A 19314-nucleotide genomic window follows, 5' to 3' on the forward strand; every position below is an offset into this window, starting at 1 on the left:
CCGGCGCGGCTAGCCGCGTGCCCAGGCGATTGCGGTTTCAAGAATCTTGGTCAAAGTCGCGCGCATCGGCGCTGCAAACTCCGGATCATAAGGCGTCGGCCAATTGTCCGGGGAGCCTTTGCCCTCGGGCTCGTACATGTAGCCGCGATTGGAAAGCTCCATCTGCAGGGCATGCACGCCGCGCTCGGGCCTGCCGTGATGGCGTGTGATCCAGCCGCCCTTGAAGCGGCCATTGACCACCCAGCTCTCGCCGGTGCCGGCCATGATCGCGGCAACCTTCTCCTGCAGAGCCGGGTCAGTGCTCCGGCCGTCATTGGTGCCGAGATTGAATACCGGCAGCGTTCCCTCGAACAGCAGCGGCAGCACCGAGCGGATTGAGTGGCAGTCGTAGAGCACGATCTTGCCATGGGCTGCCCGCAGCCGCGCGATTTCGGCTTCCAGCGCGGCATGGTACGGATCGAAGTACTTTTCACGCCTGCCGTCGATCTCCTCCTGCTTCGGCTCCTCGCCCGTTTGGTAGAGAAGATCGCCGTCAAAAGTCGTGGTCGGGCAGAGTTCCGTCGTCGCCTGGCCCGGATAAAGAGAGGTGCCCGAAGGATCGCGGTTGACGTCGATGACGGTGCGCGAAATCGCGGTGTGCACCACCGTCGCGCCGAGGCTGCCGGCGAAATCGTAGAGCTTGTCGATCCACCAGTCGCAGTCGCGCTGCCCTAGCCAGCGCGAGACGAGGCGCGGCTCTATGTCGGCGAGATCGGTTCCGGTGTGTGGCAGGCTGACCAGCAGCGGCGCGTCGCCTCGCGTGACCGTCAGCCACGGCGTCGCGCTCATGATGCCGCCCCCGAAACGCCCGGCAGGTCGACGCTGTTTGCGGCCGCGATCACCGCGCCGCTACGCACCAGTTCGATCGCCGCTTCAATGTCGGGATGGAAATGCCGGTCGTGGTCGAGATGCGGCACCTCGGCCCTGACCATCTTGCGCACCGCCTCGAGAGGCTCGCTGGATGGCAGCGGCGCATGGAAATCGCAGCCTTGTGCCGCGGCCAGCAGTTCGATGCCGATCACGGCCGTCGCATTCTCGACCATGCCGATCAAGCGGCGCGCGCCGTGCGCGGCCATCGAGACATGGTCCTCCTGGTTGGCCGAGGTCGGGATCGAATCGACGCTCGCGGGATAGGCCTTCTGCTTGTTTTCCGAGACGAGCGCAGCCGCCGTGACCTGCGGGATCATGAAGCCGGAATTCAGCCCCGGCTTCGGCGTCAGGAAAGCCGGCATGCCCGAAAGCGCAGGATCGACGAGCATTGCGATGCGCCGCTCCGAGAGCGAACCGATCTCGCAGACCGCCAGCGCGATCATATCGGCGGCGAACGCCACCGGCTCGGCGTGGAAATTGCCGCCCGAAAGCGCGGTGTCATCCTCGGCGAAGATCAGCGGATTGTCGGTGACGCCATTTGCTTCGGTCTCCAGTGTGTCGGCAGCCTTGCGCAACACGTCGAGCGCCGCCCCCATCACCTGCGGCTGACAACGCAAGCAATACGGATCCTGCACGCGCTCGTCGCCGACCCGGTGCGATTCGCGGATGCCACTGCCGGCCATCAGATTGCGCAGCGCATTCGCCGTCTCGATCTGGCCGCGGTGCTTCCGGAGCAGATGGATGCGCGGGTCGAAAGGCGCGTCCGAGCCTCTGGCCGCGTCGGTCGACAGCGCGCCGGTGACCAGCGCCGAGCGATAAAGAATCTCGGCCTCGAACAATGCGGCCAACCCGTATGCAGTCGAAAACTGCGTGCCATTGAGCAGCGCAAGCCCTTCCTTAGCGCCGAGCACGACCGGGCTCAGCCCGGCGGCGGCCAAGCCTTCGGCCGCCGGCACCCTGCCTTCCGGCGTAAACACCTCTCCGACGCCGATCATGATTGCCGTCATATGGGCCAGCGGTGCGAGGTCGCCGGAAGCACCGACAGAACCCTGTGCCGGCACCACCGGCACCACATCCTTCGCCAGCATCGCTTCCAGCAGTTCCACCGTTGCGGGCCGGACGCCTGACGCGCCCTGCGCCAGGCTGGCGAGCTTCAGCGCCATCATCAGGCGCACGACGGAAACCGGCATCGGCTCGCCGACTCCCGCCGAATGGCTGAGCACGATGTTGCGCTGGAGCGTTTCGAGATCGGCCGTCTCGATACGCACGCTGGCAAGCTTTCCGAACCCGGTGTTGATGCCGTAGACCGGCTCGCCCTTCGCGATGATCCTCGCGACAGCATCTGCGCTCGCTCTAATCACTGGTCGGCAGGCGTCTTCCAGCTTCGGCCTCGATCCACGATAGATTGCGCGCCAATCGGCGAGCGTGGCCGTGCCCGGTTTCAGAACGAGTGTGGTCATCGGCCCCTCCAGATACGCGTATGAAGCGGGTTGAACCCCATGCGATAGACAAGTTCGGCCGGAGCCTCGATATCCCAGATCGCCAGGTCGGCCCATTTGCCGGCCTCCAGCGACCCCGCTTCGCCGGACATGCCCAGCGCAGCGGCCGCGTGGCGGGTGACGCCGAGCAGGCATTCCTCGACGGTCATGCCGAACAGTGTCGCGGCCATGTTCATGGTCAGGAGCACGGAAGTCAGCGGCGAGGTCCCGGGATTGCAGTCGGTGGCGACGGCCATTTTAACGCCGTGGCGGCGAAAGATGTCGATCGGCGGCTTCTTAGTCTCGCGGATGAAATAGAATGCGCCGGGCAGCATCACCGCCACCGTACTCGCCTTGGCCATGGCGGCAGCACCCGCCTCGTCGGTATATTCGAGATGGTCGGCCGACAGCGCCCCGAAGCTCGCGGCAAGGGCTGCGCCATGCAGGTTGGAAAGCTGGTCGGCATGGAGTTTTACGGGCAGGCCAAGCGCCTTGGCGGCTTCAAACACGCGCGACATTTCTTCCGGCGAAAAGGCAATCCCTTCGCAGAACCCGTCGACGGCGTCGGCCAGCCCGGCGGCCGCTATCGCCGGCAGCATCTTTTTCGCGACAAGGTCGATGTAGGCTGGCTTATCGCCGCTTGCCTCCAGCGGCAGGGCATGGGCGCCAAGGAAAGTCGTGCGAACCGTGACCGCCCTCTCCTCGCCCATCCGGCGCGCCGCGCGCAGTGATTTCTGCTCGTTTTCCAGATCGAGGCCGTAGCCGGACTTGATCTCCACGGTGGTGACGCCTTCGTTGATCAGCGCATCGAGGCGCGGCAGCGTTTCGCGAACCAGATCGTCCTCGCTCGCCGCGCGCAGCGCCTTGACCGATGAGACGATGCCGCCGCCGGCGCGCGCGACCTCCTCATAGGTCGCGCCTGCCAGACGCATCTCGAACTCGTTGGCGCGGTTGCCGGCGTGGACGAGATGGGTATGGCAATCGATCAGGCCGGGCGTGATCCAGCGGCCGCCGCAGTCGATAATCTCGGCGTCACGCGCCAGTGCGGCGGGAGTTTCAGCTGCCGGTCCGGCAAAGACGATCCGCCCTTCTCTGGCGACGATCGCACCGTCATTGATAACGCCCAGGCCGGGCAACGACGGCGACATGGTCGCAAGCCGCGCGTTGCGCCAGATGCGCGTCCTCTTCGACAATTCCTCCCTTGCGCCAGCCATCACTTTCCCGTTTCCATTGCGCTCCAATATGTATATACATATCACGAGACGATGCAAGTGGACTTCGGCTCCAGATCGAAGGGGCGAGAGAGGTGGCAATGACGACTATCTTTGCCGAACAGGCCCTGCTCCCGGCCGGCTGGCAGAACAACACCCGGATCGTCACAGATGGCGGGCTCGTCGTTTCGGTCGAGCAGGCCGCCTCGCCCGCCCCCGGCGACGAGCACCAAGCGATCGTGCTGCCCGGCATGCCGAACCTGCACAGCCACGCCTTCCAGCGCGGCATGGCGGGTCTTGCCGAAACGCACGGGCCTTCCGCCGACAGCTTCTGGTCGTGGCGCGAGGTGATGTACCGCTTCGCGCTGACCATCACGCCCGAACAGGCCGAGGCGGTCGCGGCCCAGCTTTATGTCGAGATGTTGGAAGCCGGATTTTCGCGTGTCGGCGAGTTCCACTATCTGCATCATGATCTCGACGGACGCGCTTACAACAACATCGCCGAAATGGCGGAGCGCATCGCCGCCGCCGCCCGTGCGACCGGAATCGGCCTGACCCTGCTGCCCGTACTCTACGCCCATTCAAATTTCGGAGGCGCAGCGCCAACCGAAGGTCAGCGGCGATTCGTCAATGATCTAGATGGTTTCGCCGCCGTTCTTCAGGGTTGCCGCACCGCTACGAAGGACATGCCGGGCGCTATCGTCGGCGTCGCGCCACACAGCCTGCGCGCCGTCACGCAGCAAGAACTCGGGGCCATCGCCGCCATGATGCCGGACGGCCCGATCCATATCCACATCGCCGAGCAGATGCGCGAGGTCGAGGACTCAATCGCCTGGTCGGGCGCGCGGCCGATCGAATGGCTGCTCGCCAATGCGGAGGTCGACCGGCGCTGGTGCCTGATTCACGCAACCCACATGCTTGACGCCGAGACCATCGACATGGCCAAGAGCGGCGCGATCGCCGGGCTCTGCCCGATCACCGAAGCAAACCTCGGCGACGGAACGTTTTCAGCGCCCCTGTTTGTCGAACATGGCGGGCGGTTCGGGGTCGGCTCGGACTCCAACGTGCTGATCGGCGTTGTGGATGAATTGCGCCAGCTCGAATATTCGCAACGGATTTTTCATCGTGCGCGCAATGTGTTAGCCGATCCCGGTCAATCCAACGGCCGAAATTTGTTCGCAATGGCGGTCGCGGGCGGCAATCAGGCCCTCGGACGTGCTGAATCCGGGATCGCTCCCGGCGCGGAAGCGGACTTTGTCTCACTCGATGCGACGCACCCGACCCTCGCCGGCAAATCCGGCGACGCGATCCTCGACGCCTGGATTTTCGCCAATGGCGCGGCGGTCGATTGCGTCTGGGTGAACGGCGAAAGACTGGTCTCGCAGGGACGGCATTTTGCACGCGACGCCATCGCCGAGAAATTCAAGACGGCGATGATCGAACTGCTCGCCGGGTGACGGCCGGACATGGAAACGCAAATGGACGTGACCGACGAGATCAGACCCGACGCCGAACCGGCATCGCTTCACCAGCGCATCCTCGCCGACATCAGCGACCGCATCATGTCGGGCGAATGGGTGCCGGGCCACCGCATCCCGTTCGAGCACGAGCTTTCCGCCGAGTATGGCTGCTCGCGCATGACAGTGAACAAGGCGCTGTCGCAATTGGCAAAGGCCGGGCTGATAGAGCGCCGCCGCCGCTCCGGCAGCTTCGTGCGCCGGCCGCAGTCGCAGGCCGCGATACTCGAAATCCACGATATAAAGACGGAAGTGGCCGCACTCGGTCTGCCCTATCGCTACGAGCTGACGTCGCGCCAAAAGCGCAGGAGCGCGCCGAAAGACCGCGAACGGCTCGGCCTGAAGAATTCAGGCGCGGTCCTGGAACTGACCTGCCGCCATTTTGCCGGCGCGCAGCCATTCTGCCACGAAAACCGGCTGATCAATCTCGCCGCTGTGCCTGAAGCGGCCGAAGAAAGCTTCGAGGAGAATGCGCCGGGGCCGTGGCTTATCGGCCGCATCCCGTGGAGCGCGGCCGAACACCGGATCACAGCTGACGGCGCGGAGGCGGAAAATGCCGCCGCGCTGGAGATTGCCGAGGGATCGCCTTGCCTTGTGGTGGAACGGCGCACCTGGAGCGCCGACCATCCGGTCACCCATGTGCGCTTCACCTACGCCGCCGGCAGCCACGCTTTGGTGGCGCGGTTTACGCCCTCGCAGAGCTGATTTGGCCTTGCCCTTCATCCGCCTGCCGGCACCTTCTCCTTGTGACGGGCGGGGAGAAGGGACAAGCGGCAACGCTGGCGACCCCCTCTCCCCGTTCTTACGGGGAGAGGGTAAGGGTGAGGGGCAATCTCTCGTGCGAAGCGCGGACTTAAAGCGCCGCCGTGATGATGATCTCGACCTTGTAATCCGGCGCGGCGAGCTTGGCCTCGCCGGTGGCGCGGGCGGGCGTGTGGCCCTGCGGCACCCAGCCGTCCCACACAGCGTTCATCTCGGCGAAGGTGCTCATGTCGGCCAGCCAGATGATCGCCTGCAAGATCTTGGTCTTGTCCGAACCGGCCTTGGCCAGCAGCTCGTCGATCGTGGCGAGGATTTCCTTGGTTTGGGTGGCGACATTGCCGCCCGGCGTGCCGACCTGCCCGGCGAGATAGATCGTGTTGTTGTGGATGACGATGTCGCTCATGCGCGGGCCGACATCGATACGGCGAATGGTCTTGGATATATTCCCTTCCTGAAAATCTTTCGGACAAACTCTAACGGAAGCGGTCCGGCGATAAGGCCGGAACCAGCGCTTCCATTTCGGCGGGCAGGCCCGCGCGCCTTATCATCTGTCCCGCCAGCCATGACAAGGCGGGCGAAGTCTGAATCCCGTAGCCGCCCTGCCCCGCAAGCCAGAAAAAACCTTCCGCCGTCCTGTCGAAGCCCGCGACCGGCGTCCGGTCCGGCGCGAAAGTGCGCAATCCGGCCCAGCTCCGCTCGACATGGGTCACCGGAAAAGTCATCGCCTGCTCGAATCGGTGCAGGCCTTCGGCCAGCACCATGTCATCGACGAAGGCGTCGTGCGGCTCGACCGGATCCTCGTCGGCCGGCGAGACCAGCAGACGCGCGCCGTCCGGCTTCATGTACCAGGTGTCCGCGGCATCGCCTACCAGCGGCCAGTGGCGCGTGTCGTAAGCCGCCGGCGCAGGCAGCACGGCAATGGAGCGTCGCATCGGCGTCACCCCGATCGGCGCGACGCCGCATTTCTTCGCGACATCGTCTGCCCATGCCCCGGCTGCGTTGACGATGGTCTTCGCGATAATCCGCGCATTCGGCGTCTCGATGGACCAGAGCCCGCCGGCATATTCGGCACGCTCCAGCGCGCAGTCGGTCAGAACCTTGGCGCCTGCTACCTTGGCGGCTTTCAGCCAGCCCTGATGCAGCGCGGCGACATCGATGTCGCGCGCATCCTCTTCGTAGGAGGCGGCGAGAATGCGCTCAGCCCGCAGCGCCGGCACCAGCGCCAGCGCCTCGGCGACGCTGATTTCGCGCAGGCCCTCACTCTCCGCCAGAAGCTCGACGTGGTGGGCCATTCCTTCGGCATCGGCGATGTTCAGCATGCCGCGCGGAGAAAGCAGCGGGTTCGGGAACAAGTTCTTGTCGGCGTTCTCGAACAGCGGCGCGCTGGCGCGGCTGAGCGCGCGGATCGTCTGGTTGCCGTAGTTCTGGATGAAGATCGCGGCCGAACGTCCAGTTGTGTGATGTCCCGGCCGGCTCTCCTGCTCGATCAGGACGACCTGGAAATCCTGCGCCAGCGCCGCCGCCACGCCGGCTCCGGCGATGCCCGCACCGACAATTGCAATGTCGGCCCTGATCTCGTCCTGCATGCGCTCCGCCTCCCTTGCTCGCGACCTTTTCCACATTATGCCGGAAATTGGAATGGAGCAGAGGGCCGGCTCCGCCTGCCCCGGCACTCTCCGGTGGATTTCGACCGTCGAATTTTCCTGGCAGCGTTGACTAATGTAATAACATCACATATCCAGCCTTTCGCCAGCATGCGGATGCAGCCAGAATTGATATGACCGAAGCCAGCCTGACCTTTCGCGACCTGACGCTTGGCTATAACAGCCACCCCGCCGTTCATCATCTGAACGGCGCGGTCACGACGGGCTCGCTGACCGCGGTTGTCGGGGCGAACGGCTCCGGCAAATCGACGCTGATGAAGGGCATAGTCGGCGTGCTCAAACCCATGGCCGGGATCTGCCTCAACGCCAAAGGCGCGCGTATCGCCTACCTGCCGCAGCAATCCGAACTAGACCGCTCCTTTCCGGCGCGGGTCGTCGATCTTGTCTCGCTGGGGCTCTGGCCGCGGCGCGGCCTGCTCGGCCGCTTCACCAAAGACGATCGCGAGCAGGTGTCGAAGGCGCTGATGGCCGTCGGGCTCGAAGGCTTCGAGAAGCGGCCGATCGACACGCTTTCAGGCGGACAGCTGCAGCGCGCGCTGTTTGCCCGGGTTCTGGTGCAGGATGCCGAGATCATCCTGCTCGATGAGCCATTCAACGCTGTCGACGCCAAGACGGTGGGCGACCTGATTGCCCTGATAAAGCGCTGGCATGGCGAAAAGCGGACAATCATGGTGGTCATCCACGACCTCGATCTGGTGCGCCGGCATTTTCCAGAAACCCTGCTCCTGGCGCGCCGGCCCATTGCCTGGGGCGATACGGCCGAGGCGCTCAAACCGGAAAACCTTTTGCGCGCCCGCCGTTTCGACGAGGCTTGGCATGACGATGCGCCCTGGTGCGAGCCGGCGGCAGACGATCACGCGCACGACCATAGCCACCGCCATGATCATTCGCATCACGATTCCGGCCCGCGGGCAGCGTGAGCATCATGTACGACTTCCTGATCGCACCCTTCGTCGAATTCGGCTTCATGCAGCGCGCTCTCGCCGGTTCGCTGATGCTGGCGATAAGCGCCTGCCCGGTCGGCGTGTTCCTGATGCTGCGGCGCATGAGCCTGACCGGCGACGCCATGGCCCACGCCATCCTGCCGGGCGCCGCCGCCGGTTTCCTTCTCTACGGCCTGCAGATCGTGCCTATGACCATCGGCGGGCTGATCGCCGGCGCGATCGTGGCGCTGGGAGCGGGCGCGGTGTCGCGTTTTACCGTGCAGAAGGAAGATGCCTCAATGGCCGCTTTCTATCTCATCTCGCTCGCGGCCGGCGTTCTCATCGTGTCGCTGCGCGGCTCGAGCGTCGACCTGATGCATGTGCTGTTCGGCACCGTACTTGCCCTGAACGACGACGCGCTGACGCTGATCGCGATGATCACCGGCGTCACGCTCCTGACGCTCGCGATCTTCTGGCGGGCGCTAGTCGCCGAATGCCTCGACCCGCTTTTCCTGCGCTCCGTCAGCCGTCTCGGCACGCCCGTCCATTTCATCTTTCTCGGGCTGGTCGTTCTCAATCTCGTCGGCGGCTTCCAGGCGCTCGGCACGCTGCTCTCGGTCGGGCTGATGATGCTGCCCGCCGCCGCCGCCCGCTTCTGGACGACCCGTGCCGGGCCGATGTGCGCTCTTGCGATCCTGATCGGCTTCGCATCCTCCGTCGCCGGCCTCCTCCTTTCCTATCACGCCGCGCTTCCGTCCGGACCGGCCATCATCCTGTCGTCCGGCGTCGTCTATCTCGGTTCCATCGTGTTCGGCACGCGCGGCGTCTTCAACACCCGCATCCGCCATCATCGTCACCGCACCGCCTGAAGGAGATCCTATGTTCAGCAAATTTCGACTTGCCCTGATCGCGAGCGTTATAACATTCAGTCCCGCCGGCCTCGCCTCGGCCTCCGCCGAACCGCTGAAAGTCATCGCTAGCTTCTCGATCATCGGCGACTTCGCCAAAAATGTCGGCGGCGACGGCGTCGAGGTCACGACGCTGGTCGGCCCGGACGGCGACGCCCATGTCTACGAGCCCAAACCGGCTGACGCCGTCGCAATGGCCGGCGCGGATGTGGTGCTGGTCAACGGACTGCATTTCGAAGGTTTTCTCGAACGCCTCGTCGAGACCAGCGGCGCAAAGGCGCAGATCGTCGAACTGACGAAAGGCATCGAGCCGCTCAAAATGCAGGAGGAAGAACATGGGCATGAGGCGGAAGGCGAAGCACATGACGCAGCCGCCGAAGCGGAAGAAGGCCATCACCACGGCGACACCGATCCGCACGCCTTCCAGTCGATCGCCAATGCGAAGATCTATGTGAAGAACATCGCCGACGCGTTCTGCGCCGCCGATGCCGAACGCTGCGACGTCTACAAGGCCAATGCCGAAGCCTATACGCAAAAGCTCGCCGCGACGGAGGACGAAGTGAAGGCGGCCGTCGCCGCCATTCCGGAAGACAAACGCGTCATCATCACTTCGCACGACGCATTCGGCTATTTCGAGTACGAATACGGACTGACCTTCCTGGCTCCGGAAGGCGTCTCGACCGAAGCCGAGGCTTCGGCCGCCGATGTCGCAGCGCTCATCAGGCAGGTGCGCGAGGACAAGGCGTCGGCGATCTTCGTCGAAAGCATCACCAATGCGCGGCTAGCTGAACAGATTGCAACAGAAACCGGCCTGAAGGTCGGCGGCACGCTCTATTCCGACGCGCTCTCGGCCGCCGACGGCCCTGCTCCCACCTATATCGATCTGATGCGCCACAACATCGAAACGATCAAAGGCGCAGTCCTCGGCAGCTAAAGCATTATCGATCCGATCAAGGCGGGGGAACTCCCCGCCTTTTTTCAGCCCTCCACTTGTTATGTTATTACCAAAGGAAGATCATGACACGTCATCTGAAAGCACTCTCCTGCGCCGCCCTTGCGCTGGGTTTCATCATTCCGCCCGCGCTTGCAGAAGAAAAATCCACCTGGCGGCTGTTCGTGTCCGATCATGCCGAGCCCGTCGTCCGCGCCATAGACGCCGAAACCGGCAAGGTGCTGGCAAACTTCGCGACCAAGGGGCCGGCCACACTGCATCGCAGCGAAAGCGGCAGGACGGTGTTTGCGGTCCAGGGTAAGGCGGACATGATCTCGGTGATCTCCAGCGGTGTCTCCATGGGCGACCATGGCGATCACGGCGACCTGAAGATCGAAGCGCCGAGCCTGCTGGAGGCAGCGTTTCCCGGCGCAAAACCATCGCATTTCGTCGATCACCATGGCGACATCGCGCTGTTCTTCGATGGCGAAGGCGTCGCCCGGACTATATCGGAGAAGGACGTGCTGGCCGGTTCGAAAGCCGCGCGCGAGATCAAGACCACCGCGCCGCACCACGGCGTCGCCGTCGCATTCGGCGACCATGTCCTGATGAGCGAGCCGAACCGCGAGAAGCCCGACGAACTGCCGGTCGGCATCAGGGTGATCGACAGCGCCGGCGCGCCGGTCGGAGACGTGCATTCGTGCCCGGATCTGCATGGTGAGGCTTCGTCCGGCAACATTCTGGCCATTGCCTGCGCCGAAGGGCTGCTGCTCGTCAAAGGCGGCGACGGGGCGCCCTCGATCGAGCTGCTGCCTTATGGCGAAGGCCTGCCCGAGAGCAAGTCGACCACGCTGGTCGGCGGCAGGGGACTGCAGTACTTTCTCGGCAATTACGGGCCGAGCGCCGTAGTACTCATCGACCCGACCGCGCAGGACGCCTTCCGCCTGATCGAGTTGCCGGCCCGCCGCGTTCATTTCGCGGTCGATCCGGTGCGGCCGAAATTCGCCTATGTCTTCACCGAAGACGGCAGGCTGCACCGCATCGATGTTCTGGCCGGCCAAGTCGTCGGCACGCTGGCGCTGACGGAGCCTTACAGCATGGACGGCCACTGGAGTGACCCGCGCCCACGCATAGCCGTCGCGGGCGACTCGATCATCGTCAGCGATCCGCTGAAAGGCGTACTGCATGTGGTCGATGCCGGGAGTTTTGCCGAAACCGGCAGTATCCCGGTTGAAGGCAAGCCCTTCAACATTGTGGCGATCGGAGGCTCCGGCGAAACGCATTGATCGACACTGCCGGACACTCGGCGGAAGCCGGGCCGGTTGACCCGGCTCGGCTTCTTACACATACACCCTGTGCGGACGCCTTGACCGGGTCGCCCCCTGCCCGGCTCCGCGTGACGACGCCAGCGCCAGTAACAGGAGCATGTTGATGACCGAGACCGTGACCATCACCCGCGATGGTGAAATCGCCATCGTGATCATCGACAACCCGCCGGTAAATGCGCTGGGCTTCCGCGTCCGCGAGCCGCTCCAGAAAGCGTTGGAAACGCTTGCCGGCGACGCTTCCGTCGCGGCTGTCGTGCTGGCCTGCGCAGGCCGCACCTTCGTCGCCGGGGCGGACATCACTGAATTCGGCAAGCCGATGCAGCGGCCGGAACTGCGCGACATCATCGCGACGCTGGAGGCAATCCAGAAACCCACGGTCGCGGCCATCCACGGCACCGCGCTCGGCGGCGGTCTCGAACTGGCGCTCGGCTGCCATTTCCGCATTGCCGACAAAAGCGCGAAGCTCGGCCTGCCGGAAGTGAAGCTCGGCCTGCTGCCGGGCGCCGGCGGCACCATACGCCTGCCGCGCGTGGTAGGACCGGCGAAGGCGCTGAAGATGATCGTCTCCGGCGCGCCGGTTTCGGCCGATGAGGCGCTGGCGAGCGGACTGGTCGACGCGATCTCTGAAACCAACCTCGTCGCCAATGCGGTCGCCTTCGCCCGCGACAAGGCGGCGGGCGGCGTCGCTTCCGTGCCGGTGCGCGATCGCGCGGGGCAGATCATGGGCGCCGACCTCGCGGCATTCGACGCCGAGGCGGCCGAACTCGCCAAAAAGGCGCGAGGACTCGAAGCGCCGCTTGCCTGCGCGCAATCGGTGCGCAACGCGATCACCCTTCCCTTCGACGAGGCGCTGGCCGCCGAGCGCGAGCTGTTCACCAAGCTGGTTTCCGGCGACCAGTCGCGCGCCCAGCGCCACCTGTTCTTCGCAGAACGCGAGGCCGCCAAGGCGCCCGGCGTTGGCAAGGAGATCGCGCCGCGCGAAATCCGCCGAGCAGGCATCATCGGCGCCGGAACGATGGGCGGCGGCATCGCCATGGCTTTCGTTAATGGCGGCATCCCGGTGACCCTGCTCGAAATGAACAGCGAGGCGCTCGGTCGTGGGCTAGCGATGATCGAGAAGAACTACGCGATCTCGGTGTCGCGCGGTTCGCTTACCGAAGAGGCCAAGGCCAAGCGAATGGCGTTGTTTTCGCCAAGCACCGACTATGCCGACCTCGCCGAGTGCGATCTCGTCGTCGAAGCCGTGTTCGAGGACATGGCGGTAAAGAACGAGGTGTTCAGCAAGCTCGACGTTATCGCCAAGCCGACCGCCGTCCTCGCCACCAACACATCCTATCTCGATGTCAACGAGATCGCGGCCTCGGTCAGCCGCCCGCAGGATGTGCTCGGGCTGCATTTCTTCTCACCGGCCAACGTCATGAAGCTGCTCGAAATCGTTCGCGGCGGCCAGACCGCGCCGGATGTGCTGGCGACCGCGCTTGCCGTTGCGAAACGGATCGGCAAGGTTCCGGTCGTCGTCGGCGTCTGCCATGGCTTCGTCGGCAACCGCATGCTCTCCGCCCGCTCAGCCGACGCCGAAGACCTTCTGCTCGAAGGCGCGTCGCCAAGCGAGGTCGACAAGGTGTTCACCGATTTCGGCTGGCCGATGGGCCCATTCCAGATGTACGACCTTGCCGGTCTCGACATCGGCTGGCGCAACCGCAAGGCCCGTGGCCAGACCGCGGTGATCGCAGACCAGCTCTGCGAACACGGCCGTTTCGGCCAGAAGACCGGCAAGGGTTTTTACCTCTACGAGAACGGCTCGCGAATGCCGGTTCCCGATCCGGAGGTGGCGCAACTGATCGAGGACAGCGCGCGCGAAAGAGGCATCCTGCGGCGCGCGGTTCCGGCCGATGAGATCATCGAGCGCACGCTCTATCCCATGGTCAATGAGGGCACGAAGATCCTCGAGGAAGGCATTGCCGCGCGCGCATCCGACATCGATATCGTCTGGACCAATGGCTACGGGTTTCCGGTAGGCAAAGGCGGGCCGATGTTCTGGGCCGATCTGGAAGGGCTGCAAAGGATCGTCGAGCGGCTGCAATGCTGGCACGGCCGCAGCGGCAAGGACGTGTTCAAACCGTCGGAACTGCTGAAGCGGCTAGCGGCCGAGGGGCGGCCTCTCAGCGGCCATGCCGGCACAGGTTGAGACAGCGCAGTTGCGGCTGGCGGCCTGAGGTGGCATGACGGTCGCGAAACTGCGGCGCAGCCGCTATGATTGCCGCAACCATTCGGACCACGAGGCATCACTATGGAATACAGACAGATTTCCGACGGCTACGCCGTGTCCGGGCAGATCGCGGCCGAAGACATCGCCGCGATAAAGGCGGCCGGCTTCAAGAGCGTCATCAGCAACCGTCCCGACAATGAACAGCCGGGCCAACCCTCGACGGCTGAGATCAGGCAGGCGGCGGAAGCGGCCGGCCTGTCTTTCCGCCATGTTCCCATCGTCAGCGGCATGCCGATGACCGGCGACGATGTCGCCGCGATGGCGAATGCGCTGGACGAACTCGAAGGCCCGGTCTTCGCCTATTGCCGCTCGGGTGCGCGCTCGACCAATCTGTTCATGGCTGTGCAGCAAACTAAAGGCTGAGACCGTCATAAAGGCAGCGCGGAAGTCTCCTTCAGCGTCTCCAGCACGATCGCGGTCTTCACATGCTGCACGGATTCGTGCGGCAGGAGCACGCCATTGACGAAATCCGACAGCGATTTCAGGTCGGGCGTTACGACCTTGAGGATGTAGTCCATCTCGCCAGTCAAAGCGTGCGCCTCCTGGACTTCGGGAAGGCGCGACAGAAGCTCGGCGAAGTTGCGTGCATTGTCGCGATTGTGGGTCGCCAGCGTCACCGAGATCACATTGACCAGCGAAAATCCCAGCCGGTCGCGGTCGAGCACCGCCCGGTATCCGCGGATAAAGCCCTCCTCTTCCAGCCGCTGCCTTCGCCTTGAGCATTGCGATGGCGACAGGTTCACACGCTCGGAAAGATCGTTGTTGGTCAGCCTTCCATCCGCTTGCAGCAGAGACAGTATCTTGCGGTCAAATTGATCTACCCGCTGATCGTCCACGTCTTTCCTCCAATATATGCACGAAGCATGCATGAATGCAGCATTTCGGCAGTCGGTATGCAAGCACAATGCGCTGGGTTTGGACTATTATCGGCATAGCTTGAATTGCCGCCGAACGGCCGCAAAGGAGGAAGCCATGGGTCCCTTTCCGCACGATGCCCCGCCCGCCAAGATCAGCAAGGCCAATCCCGCCGGCACCGACGGGTTCGAATTCGTCGAATTCGCTCACCCCGAGCCGGAAAAGCTCTCGGAACTCTTTACCCGCATGGGCTACACGCCCGTCGCCAGGCACCGGACTAAGAACATCACCATCTGGCGCCAGGGCGACATCAATTACGTGCTGAACGCCGAGCCCGGCTCCTACGGCATGAAGTTCGTGGAAAAGCACGGACCTTGCGCGCCGGCTATGGCCTGGCGCGTCGTCGACGCGAAGCATGCCTTCGAACACGCGGTTTCGAAGGGCGCAGAGCCCTATAGGGGCGGCGACAAGACGCTCGACGTTCCGGCGATCGTCGGCATTGGCGGATCGCTGCTCTATTTCGTCGACAAATACCGCGACAAGGGCTCGGCCTATGACGACGAGTTCGAATGGCTCGGCGAGCGCGACCCGAAGCCGGAAGGCGTCGGCTTCTATTACCTCGACCACCTGACCCACAACGTCTACCGCGGTCAGATGGACAAATGGTGGGCATTCTATCGCGAGCTTTTCGGCTTCAAGCAGATCCATTTCTTCGACATCGCGGGAAAGCTCACCGGCCTGGTCAGCCGCGCTATCACCTCGCCCTGCGGCAAGATCCGGATCCCGCTCAATGAATCGACCGACGACAAGAGCCAGATCGAGGAATACCTGCGCAAGTACAGAGGCGAAGGCATCCAGCACATCGCGGTCGGCACCGACAGCATCTACGACGCCACCGACAAGCTCGCCGCCAATGGGCTGAAGTTCATGCCCGGTCCGCCCGACACCTATTACGAGATGTCGCACGAGCGCGTGCAGGGCCATGAGGAGCCGATCGAGCGGATGAAGAAGCACGGCATACTGATCGACGGCGAAGGCGTGGTCGACGGCGGCACGACCAAGATCCTGCTGCAGATCTTCTCGAAAACCGTGATCGGGCCGATTTTCTTCGAGTTCATCCAGAGAAAAGGCGACGAAGGTTTCGGCGAAGGCAATTTCCGAGCGCTGTTCGAGTCGATCGAGGAAGACCAGATCCGCCGCGGAGTGCTGAAACCGGACGCTGCCGCTTAAGCGGCAGGTTCGATGAGGGACTTGTAAAGATTAAGCTAGGCACATCGGCGCTCTTGGGAGGGTACCGATGAGCCCGCCGGCTCCTGTAACGGGACGTTCCCGGCGACCGATCGTGTCAGCTCGCGATAAAGCCGACAACCGCAACGAGCCCGCATAGGCCGAACAGCGGGCCGAGTATCCAGCGCGCTTCGCGAACGCTCTTGTCCATGACAACCTCCTAATATAACTCGCCTAGCAACGCGGGTTACGCAGGCTGGTTCCACTGCTTACGAAACTGTGGATTGGGTTGTTGCAGACTGGCTTCGGTCTGGGCTGGCGGCAAATCCGATGCATCGGCTGTGTGCTTACGCCTTCTTCGGGAATTCGGTGCGGGGCACCAATCCTTTGGGCGTGTCGCGGCAAACTCGGCGCTCACCGCAAAGAAGCGCTGCAGGATGCGGATTCGTTCTCGGTTGGCAGGCCGCTAGGAACAACTTCACCGTTGCTCCGTTGAGCCGCAAAAGGAGGGTGAGCGCATGACCCGGATTACCTATGAGATCGTGGAACATGACGGCGGCTGGGCCTACAAGCTCGGCGATGTGTATTCGGAAACCTTCGCCAGCCGATCGCAAGCTTACGAGGCGGCCAAGGCTGCCGCCGCCGAACAGCAGCTCGCCGGCAAGACTGAGGGTATTTCCTATCAGGACGAGAAGGGCGAATGGCACGAGGAAGTCGTCGATGGCCGGGACCGGCCCGAGACCGACGTTTCCGCCGGAGGCTGACATGGAAAGCGGGCCCGACAAGCCTTTCCAGCAACCCGTTAGGGTATCGCTCGATCAGGGAGGCGAGCCGATCGCCGTTCGCGACACTCGCCAGGCGGCCGATCTGCTTCTGACCCAGTGGCCGGCAAGTCGCGGTCCAAGACACCGCGACGCCGTCGACGCCTGCCTCAAGGTGCTTGACGGGCACCGCTCCACCATTGATGCGTATGACGCCTTCCGCGCCGCGGCGGAAGAAGCCGGCGTCCTGGCCGGCCAATCCGTCACAAGTCCGGGCTGAGTTCCTCTTTCACCGCAATCGCAGTGTGCCAGCTCGCCGATCGGCGAAGCCTGTCCCTGGCCAGTTCCAAGCCGGGCGTCAGCGGACCTGGTCAAGCAGCCGCTTGCATTCGAGCAGGTCGAACAGCGCTTCCTGCAGCAGCGCGCGATTGTCACGCGAAAGCTTGCCGCTGTCGGGCTGCACCGGCCCCTCGTCCTCGGCTTTGCCAAGGCCGAAGAAGCGACGGTTCGGCTTGGCCTTGGGCTCGCCGACTAGCATTTCGTCGTCCGGCCCGCGCGGCTGCGCGGCCGGCGTCAGCGGCGCGGCCTCGGCCTGCTTGCGTTGCGCGATCGCTTCCACGGCGTCGCGGTCGCCGCTTCCGACCGCAACAATGAACTGGTTGCCGTTTTCGCGCAGCAGCTTCTGCACGCCTTTTATGGTGTAGCCCTGGTCGTAAAGCATGTGGCGGATGCCCTTGATCAGGTCGACATCCTGCGGCCGGTAGTAGCGCCGGCCGCCGCCGCGCTTCATCGGCTTGATCTGGTTAAAGCGTGTTTCCCAGAAGCGCAGCACGTGCTGCGGCAAATCGAGGTCCTCGGCGACCTCGCTGATAGTCCGGAATGCGTCGGGGCTCTTGTCCATGCGCGAATTCCTCCATGGCCGATCCCGAAGGCCCGAGAAGGCCGAATGGGATCGAACTCGCTGAACCGGAGCGTTGCGCTCGCAGTGAGCCACTACACCGATTCGTGCCTCATTTCAGCGGTTTGCCGGCTGGAATTCAAGCCCGGCGCGAGCCGGGCGCGCGAATTATCGACCGAAGCCGGTCTACTCGCCCGCCGAAGCGGTCTGCTTTGCGCCCTTGCCCTTGTTGGTCTGGTGGGCGCGCAAGATTCGGTTCTTCAGCACGTTCGAGGCCTTGAAGGTCATGACGCGGCGCGGCAGGATCGGTACTTCCTCGCCTGTCTTGGGATTGCGGCCGACGCGCTCGTTCTTGCCGCGCACATGGAACGTGGCGAAGGAAGAGAGCTTGACGGTCTCACCGCGGACGATGGCCTCGCATATCTCGTCGAGCACCGATTCCACGAGTTCCGCAGACTCGGTGCGGGAGAGGCCGACCTTACGATAAACGGCTTCGGCGAGATCGGCGCGCGTCAGTGTCTTTCCCCCCATGCGACCGTCCAACCATCCTTGAAAAACGAAAAAGCCTACAAACGCCAAGACGTTAGAAAATTGGTCCGACAAGGTCAAGGACCGAACCGGTGCGTTCGCGGCAATGATGTTGAATTGACTTGATGATCCGCGTTACGGCAAGGCTGTTCCGGCTAATGGGGGCAGCCGTCACCAGCGCAGCAGCACGGCACCCCAGGTGAAGCCGCCGCCCATGGCTTCCAGCAGCACCAGATCGCCTTTCTTCACGCGCCCGTCGGCGACGGCCACGGCCAACGCCAACGGCACCGACGCCGCTGAAGTGTTGCCGTGCAGATTGACGGTCACCACCACCTTTTCGTCGGCGATGCCGAGTTTCCTGGCCGACGCGTCGATGATGCGCTTGTTCGCCTGATGCGGCACGAACCAGTCGAGATCTTCGGCGGTTATGCCGGCCTGCGAAAAGGTCGCCTCGATCACGTCGGTGATCATGCCGACCGCATGTTTGAACACCTCACGCCCTTCCATGCGCAGAAGGCCGACCGTGCCGGTGGTGGACGGGCCGCCATCGACATAGAGCTTGTCCTTGTGAACGCCGTCGGAGCGCAGGCTGGCGGCAAGCACGCCGCGATCGGCGATCGTGCCCTCGCCGTCCTGCCCCTCGAGGATCAGGGCGCCTGCGCCGTCGCCGAACAGCACGCAGGTCGAGCGGTCGGTCCAGTCGAGAATGCGCGAAAACGTCTCCGAGCCGATCACCAGCACGCGCCTGGCGAGACCGCCGCGAATGTAGAGATCGGCGGTGGCGACAGCATAGACGAAACCCGAGCACACCGCCTGCATGTCGAAGGCGAAGCCGTGATGCATGCCGAGGCGGTTCTGGATCTCCACAGCGGTCGCGGGAAAGGTGTTGTTCGGCGTCGAAGTGGCGAGCACGATCAGGTCGATGTCGGCCGCCGTCAACCCGGCATTGTCGAGCGCGGCGCGCGCCGCCGCCTCGCCCAGCGAGGCGGTCGTCTCGTCGTCGGAGGCGATGTGGCGCTGGCGGATGCCGGTGCGCTGCGCAATCCACTCGTCGGATGTTTCCAGCACGCCTTCGAAATCGGTATTCTTCATGATGCGACGCGGCAACGCGGAACCGATGCCACGCACGACTGATCTGATCATCT

General features: G+C 64.0%; 20 protein-coding genes. 11 read left to right on the top strand and 9 right to left on the bottom strand.

All coding sequences use genetic code 11. The features are described 5' to 3' along the window. Positions 1–9 precede the first annotated feature (9 nt). The 3 genes from hutG to hutI are packed head-to-tail and all read right to left on the bottom strand — an operon-like array spanning position 10 to position 3601. Entirely contained in the window at positions 10–828 is an 819-nt protein-coding gene (gene hutG, locus ABVK50_RS14550) for an N-formylglutamate deformylase (protein ID WP_353640890.1), read from the bottom strand. After that, a complete protein-coding gene (hutH, locus tag ABVK50_RS14555; RefSeq protein WP_353640889.1) occupies positions 825–2369 on the bottom strand; it encodes a histidine ammonia-lyase in 1545 nt (514 codons plus the stop codon). Before hutH ends, hutG begins: the two co-directional genes overlap by 4 nt. Further along, positions 2366–3601, bottom strand: a complete 1236-nt coding sequence (hutI, locus tag ABVK50_RS14560) for an imidazolonepropionase (RefSeq protein WP_353640888.1) — start codon at positions 3599–3601, stop codon at positions 2366–2368. Before hutI ends, hutH begins: the two co-directional genes overlap by 4 nt. 98 nt (positions 3602–3699) lie before the next feature. Between hutI and ABVK50_RS14565 the strand changes: the two genes are divergently transcribed. Together ABVK50_RS14565 and hutC are read left to right on the top strand one after the other, a co-directional pair. After that, the gene (locus tag ABVK50_RS14565; RefSeq protein WP_353640887.1) at positions 3700–5055 is read left to right on the top strand and encodes a formimidoylglutamate deiminase; all 1356 of its coding nucleotides are present in this window, start codon (positions 3700–3702) and stop codon (positions 5053–5055) included. Between the two features lie 21 nt (positions 5056–5076). After that, on the top strand, positions 5077–5820 hold the full coding sequence (hutC, locus tag ABVK50_RS14570) for a histidine utilization repressor (protein ID WP_353640886.1): 744 nt from the start codon (positions 5077–5079) through the stop codon (positions 5818–5820). A 148-nt stretch (positions 5821–5968) separates the two neighbouring features. Here the strand turns inward: hutC and ABVK50_RS14575 are convergent, their stop codons facing one another. Together ABVK50_RS14575 and ABVK50_RS14580 are read right to left on the bottom strand one after the other, a co-directional pair. Beyond that, entirely contained in the window at positions 5969–6280 is a 312-nt protein-coding gene (locus ABVK50_RS14575; protein WP_353640885.1) for a RidA family protein, read from the bottom strand. Positions 6281–6350: 70 nt separating this feature from the next. Further along, positions 6351–7463 (bottom strand): FAD-binding oxidoreductase, encoded by a 1113-nt coding sequence (locus ABVK50_RS14580; RefSeq protein ID WP_353640884.1) that lies wholly within the window; start codon positions 7461–7463, stop codon positions 6351–6353. A gap of 191 nt (positions 7464–7654) precedes the next feature. Here ABVK50_RS14580 and aztA point away from each other — a divergent pair, with 191 nt between their 5' ends. From aztA to ABVK50_RS14610, 6 genes are all read left to right on the top strand, one after another. Further along, entirely contained in the window at positions 7655–8461 is an 807-nt protein-coding gene (aztA, locus tag ABVK50_RS14585; RefSeq protein WP_353640883.1) for a zinc ABC transporter ATP-binding protein AztA, read from the top strand. A gap of 5 nt (positions 8462–8466) precedes the next feature. Further along, positions 8467–9333 (top strand): zinc ABC transporter permease AztB, encoded by an 867-nt coding sequence (gene aztB / locus ABVK50_RS14590; protein WP_353645930.1) that lies wholly within the window; start codon positions 8467–8469, stop codon positions 9331–9333. 10 nt (positions 9334–9343) lie between these two features. Further along, a complete protein-coding gene (aztC, locus tag ABVK50_RS14595; RefSeq protein ID WP_353640882.1) occupies positions 9344–10306 on the top strand; it encodes a zinc ABC transporter substrate-binding protein AztC in 963 nt (320 codons plus the stop codon). Positions 10307–10389: 83 nt separating this feature from the next. Next, positions 10390–11589 (top strand): zinc metallochaperone AztD, encoded by a 1200-nt coding sequence (gene aztD / locus ABVK50_RS14600; protein WP_353640881.1) that lies wholly within the window; start codon positions 10390–10392, stop codon positions 11587–11589. Between the two features lie 145 nt (positions 11590–11734). Beyond that, positions 11735–13819, top strand: a complete 2085-nt coding sequence (locus ABVK50_RS14605) for a 3-hydroxyacyl-CoA dehydrogenase NAD-binding domain-containing protein (protein ID WP_353640880.1) — start codon at positions 11735–11737, stop codon at positions 13817–13819. A gap of 102 nt (positions 13820–13921) precedes the next feature. Next, the gene (locus ABVK50_RS14610) at positions 13922–14263 is read left to right on the top strand and encodes a TIGR01244 family sulfur transferase (protein ID WP_353640879.1); all 342 of its coding nucleotides are present in this window, start codon (positions 13922–13924) and stop codon (positions 14261–14263) included. A gap of 5 nt (positions 14264–14268) precedes the next feature. Here ABVK50_RS14610 and ABVK50_RS14615 read toward each other — a convergent pair whose 3' ends face one another. Next, positions 14269–14736, bottom strand: a complete 468-nt coding sequence (locus tag ABVK50_RS14615; protein WP_353640878.1) for an Lrp/AsnC family transcriptional regulator — start codon at positions 14734–14736, stop codon at positions 14269–14271. A gap of 136 nt (positions 14737–14872) precedes the next feature. Between ABVK50_RS14615 and hppD the strand changes: the two genes are divergently transcribed. From hppD to ABVK50_RS14630, 3 genes are all read left to right on the top strand, one after another. Then, a complete protein-coding gene (hppD, locus tag ABVK50_RS14620) occupies positions 14873–15985 on the top strand; it encodes a 4-hydroxyphenylpyruvate dioxygenase (protein ID WP_353640877.1) in 1113 nt (370 codons plus the stop codon). A 515-nt stretch (positions 15986–16500) separates the two neighbouring features. Continuing rightward, positions 16501–16746 (top strand): DUF2188 domain-containing protein, encoded by a 246-nt coding sequence (locus tag ABVK50_RS14625; RefSeq protein ID WP_353640876.1) that lies wholly within the window; start codon positions 16501–16503, stop codon positions 16744–16746. A gap of 1 nt (position 16747) precedes the next feature. Further along, positions 16748–17023 (top strand): DUF982 domain-containing protein, encoded by a 276-nt coding sequence (locus ABVK50_RS14630; protein WP_353640875.1) that lies wholly within the window; start codon positions 16748–16750, stop codon positions 17021–17023. A gap of 78 nt (positions 17024–17101) precedes the next feature. Here the strand turns inward: ABVK50_RS14630 and ABVK50_RS14635 are convergent, their stop codons facing one another. From ABVK50_RS14635 to ABVK50_RS14645, 3 genes are all read right to left on the bottom strand, one after another. After that, the gene (locus tag ABVK50_RS14635; RefSeq protein ID WP_353640874.1) at positions 17102–17644 is read right to left on the bottom strand and encodes a MerR family transcriptional regulator; all 543 of its coding nucleotides are present in this window, start codon (positions 17642–17644) and stop codon (positions 17102–17104) included. Between the two features lie 183 nt (positions 17645–17827). Beyond that, complete coding sequence (locus ABVK50_RS14640; RefSeq protein WP_353640873.1) at positions 17828–18172, bottom strand: integration host factor subunit alpha; 345 nt, start codon at positions 18170–18172, stop codon at positions 17828–17830. Positions 18173–18340: 168 nt separating this feature from the next. Beyond that, on the bottom strand, positions 18341–19312 hold the full coding sequence (locus ABVK50_RS14645; protein ID WP_353640872.1) for a beta-ketoacyl-ACP synthase III: 972 nt from the start codon (positions 19310–19312) through the stop codon (positions 18341–18343). Positions 19313–19314 lie beyond the last annotated feature (2 nt).

It is taken from the genome of Mesorhizobium sp. WSM2240 (assembly GCF_040438645.1).
Classification (GTDB): Bacteria; Pseudomonadota; Alphaproteobacteria; order Rhizobiales; family Rhizobiaceae; genus Allomesorhizobium.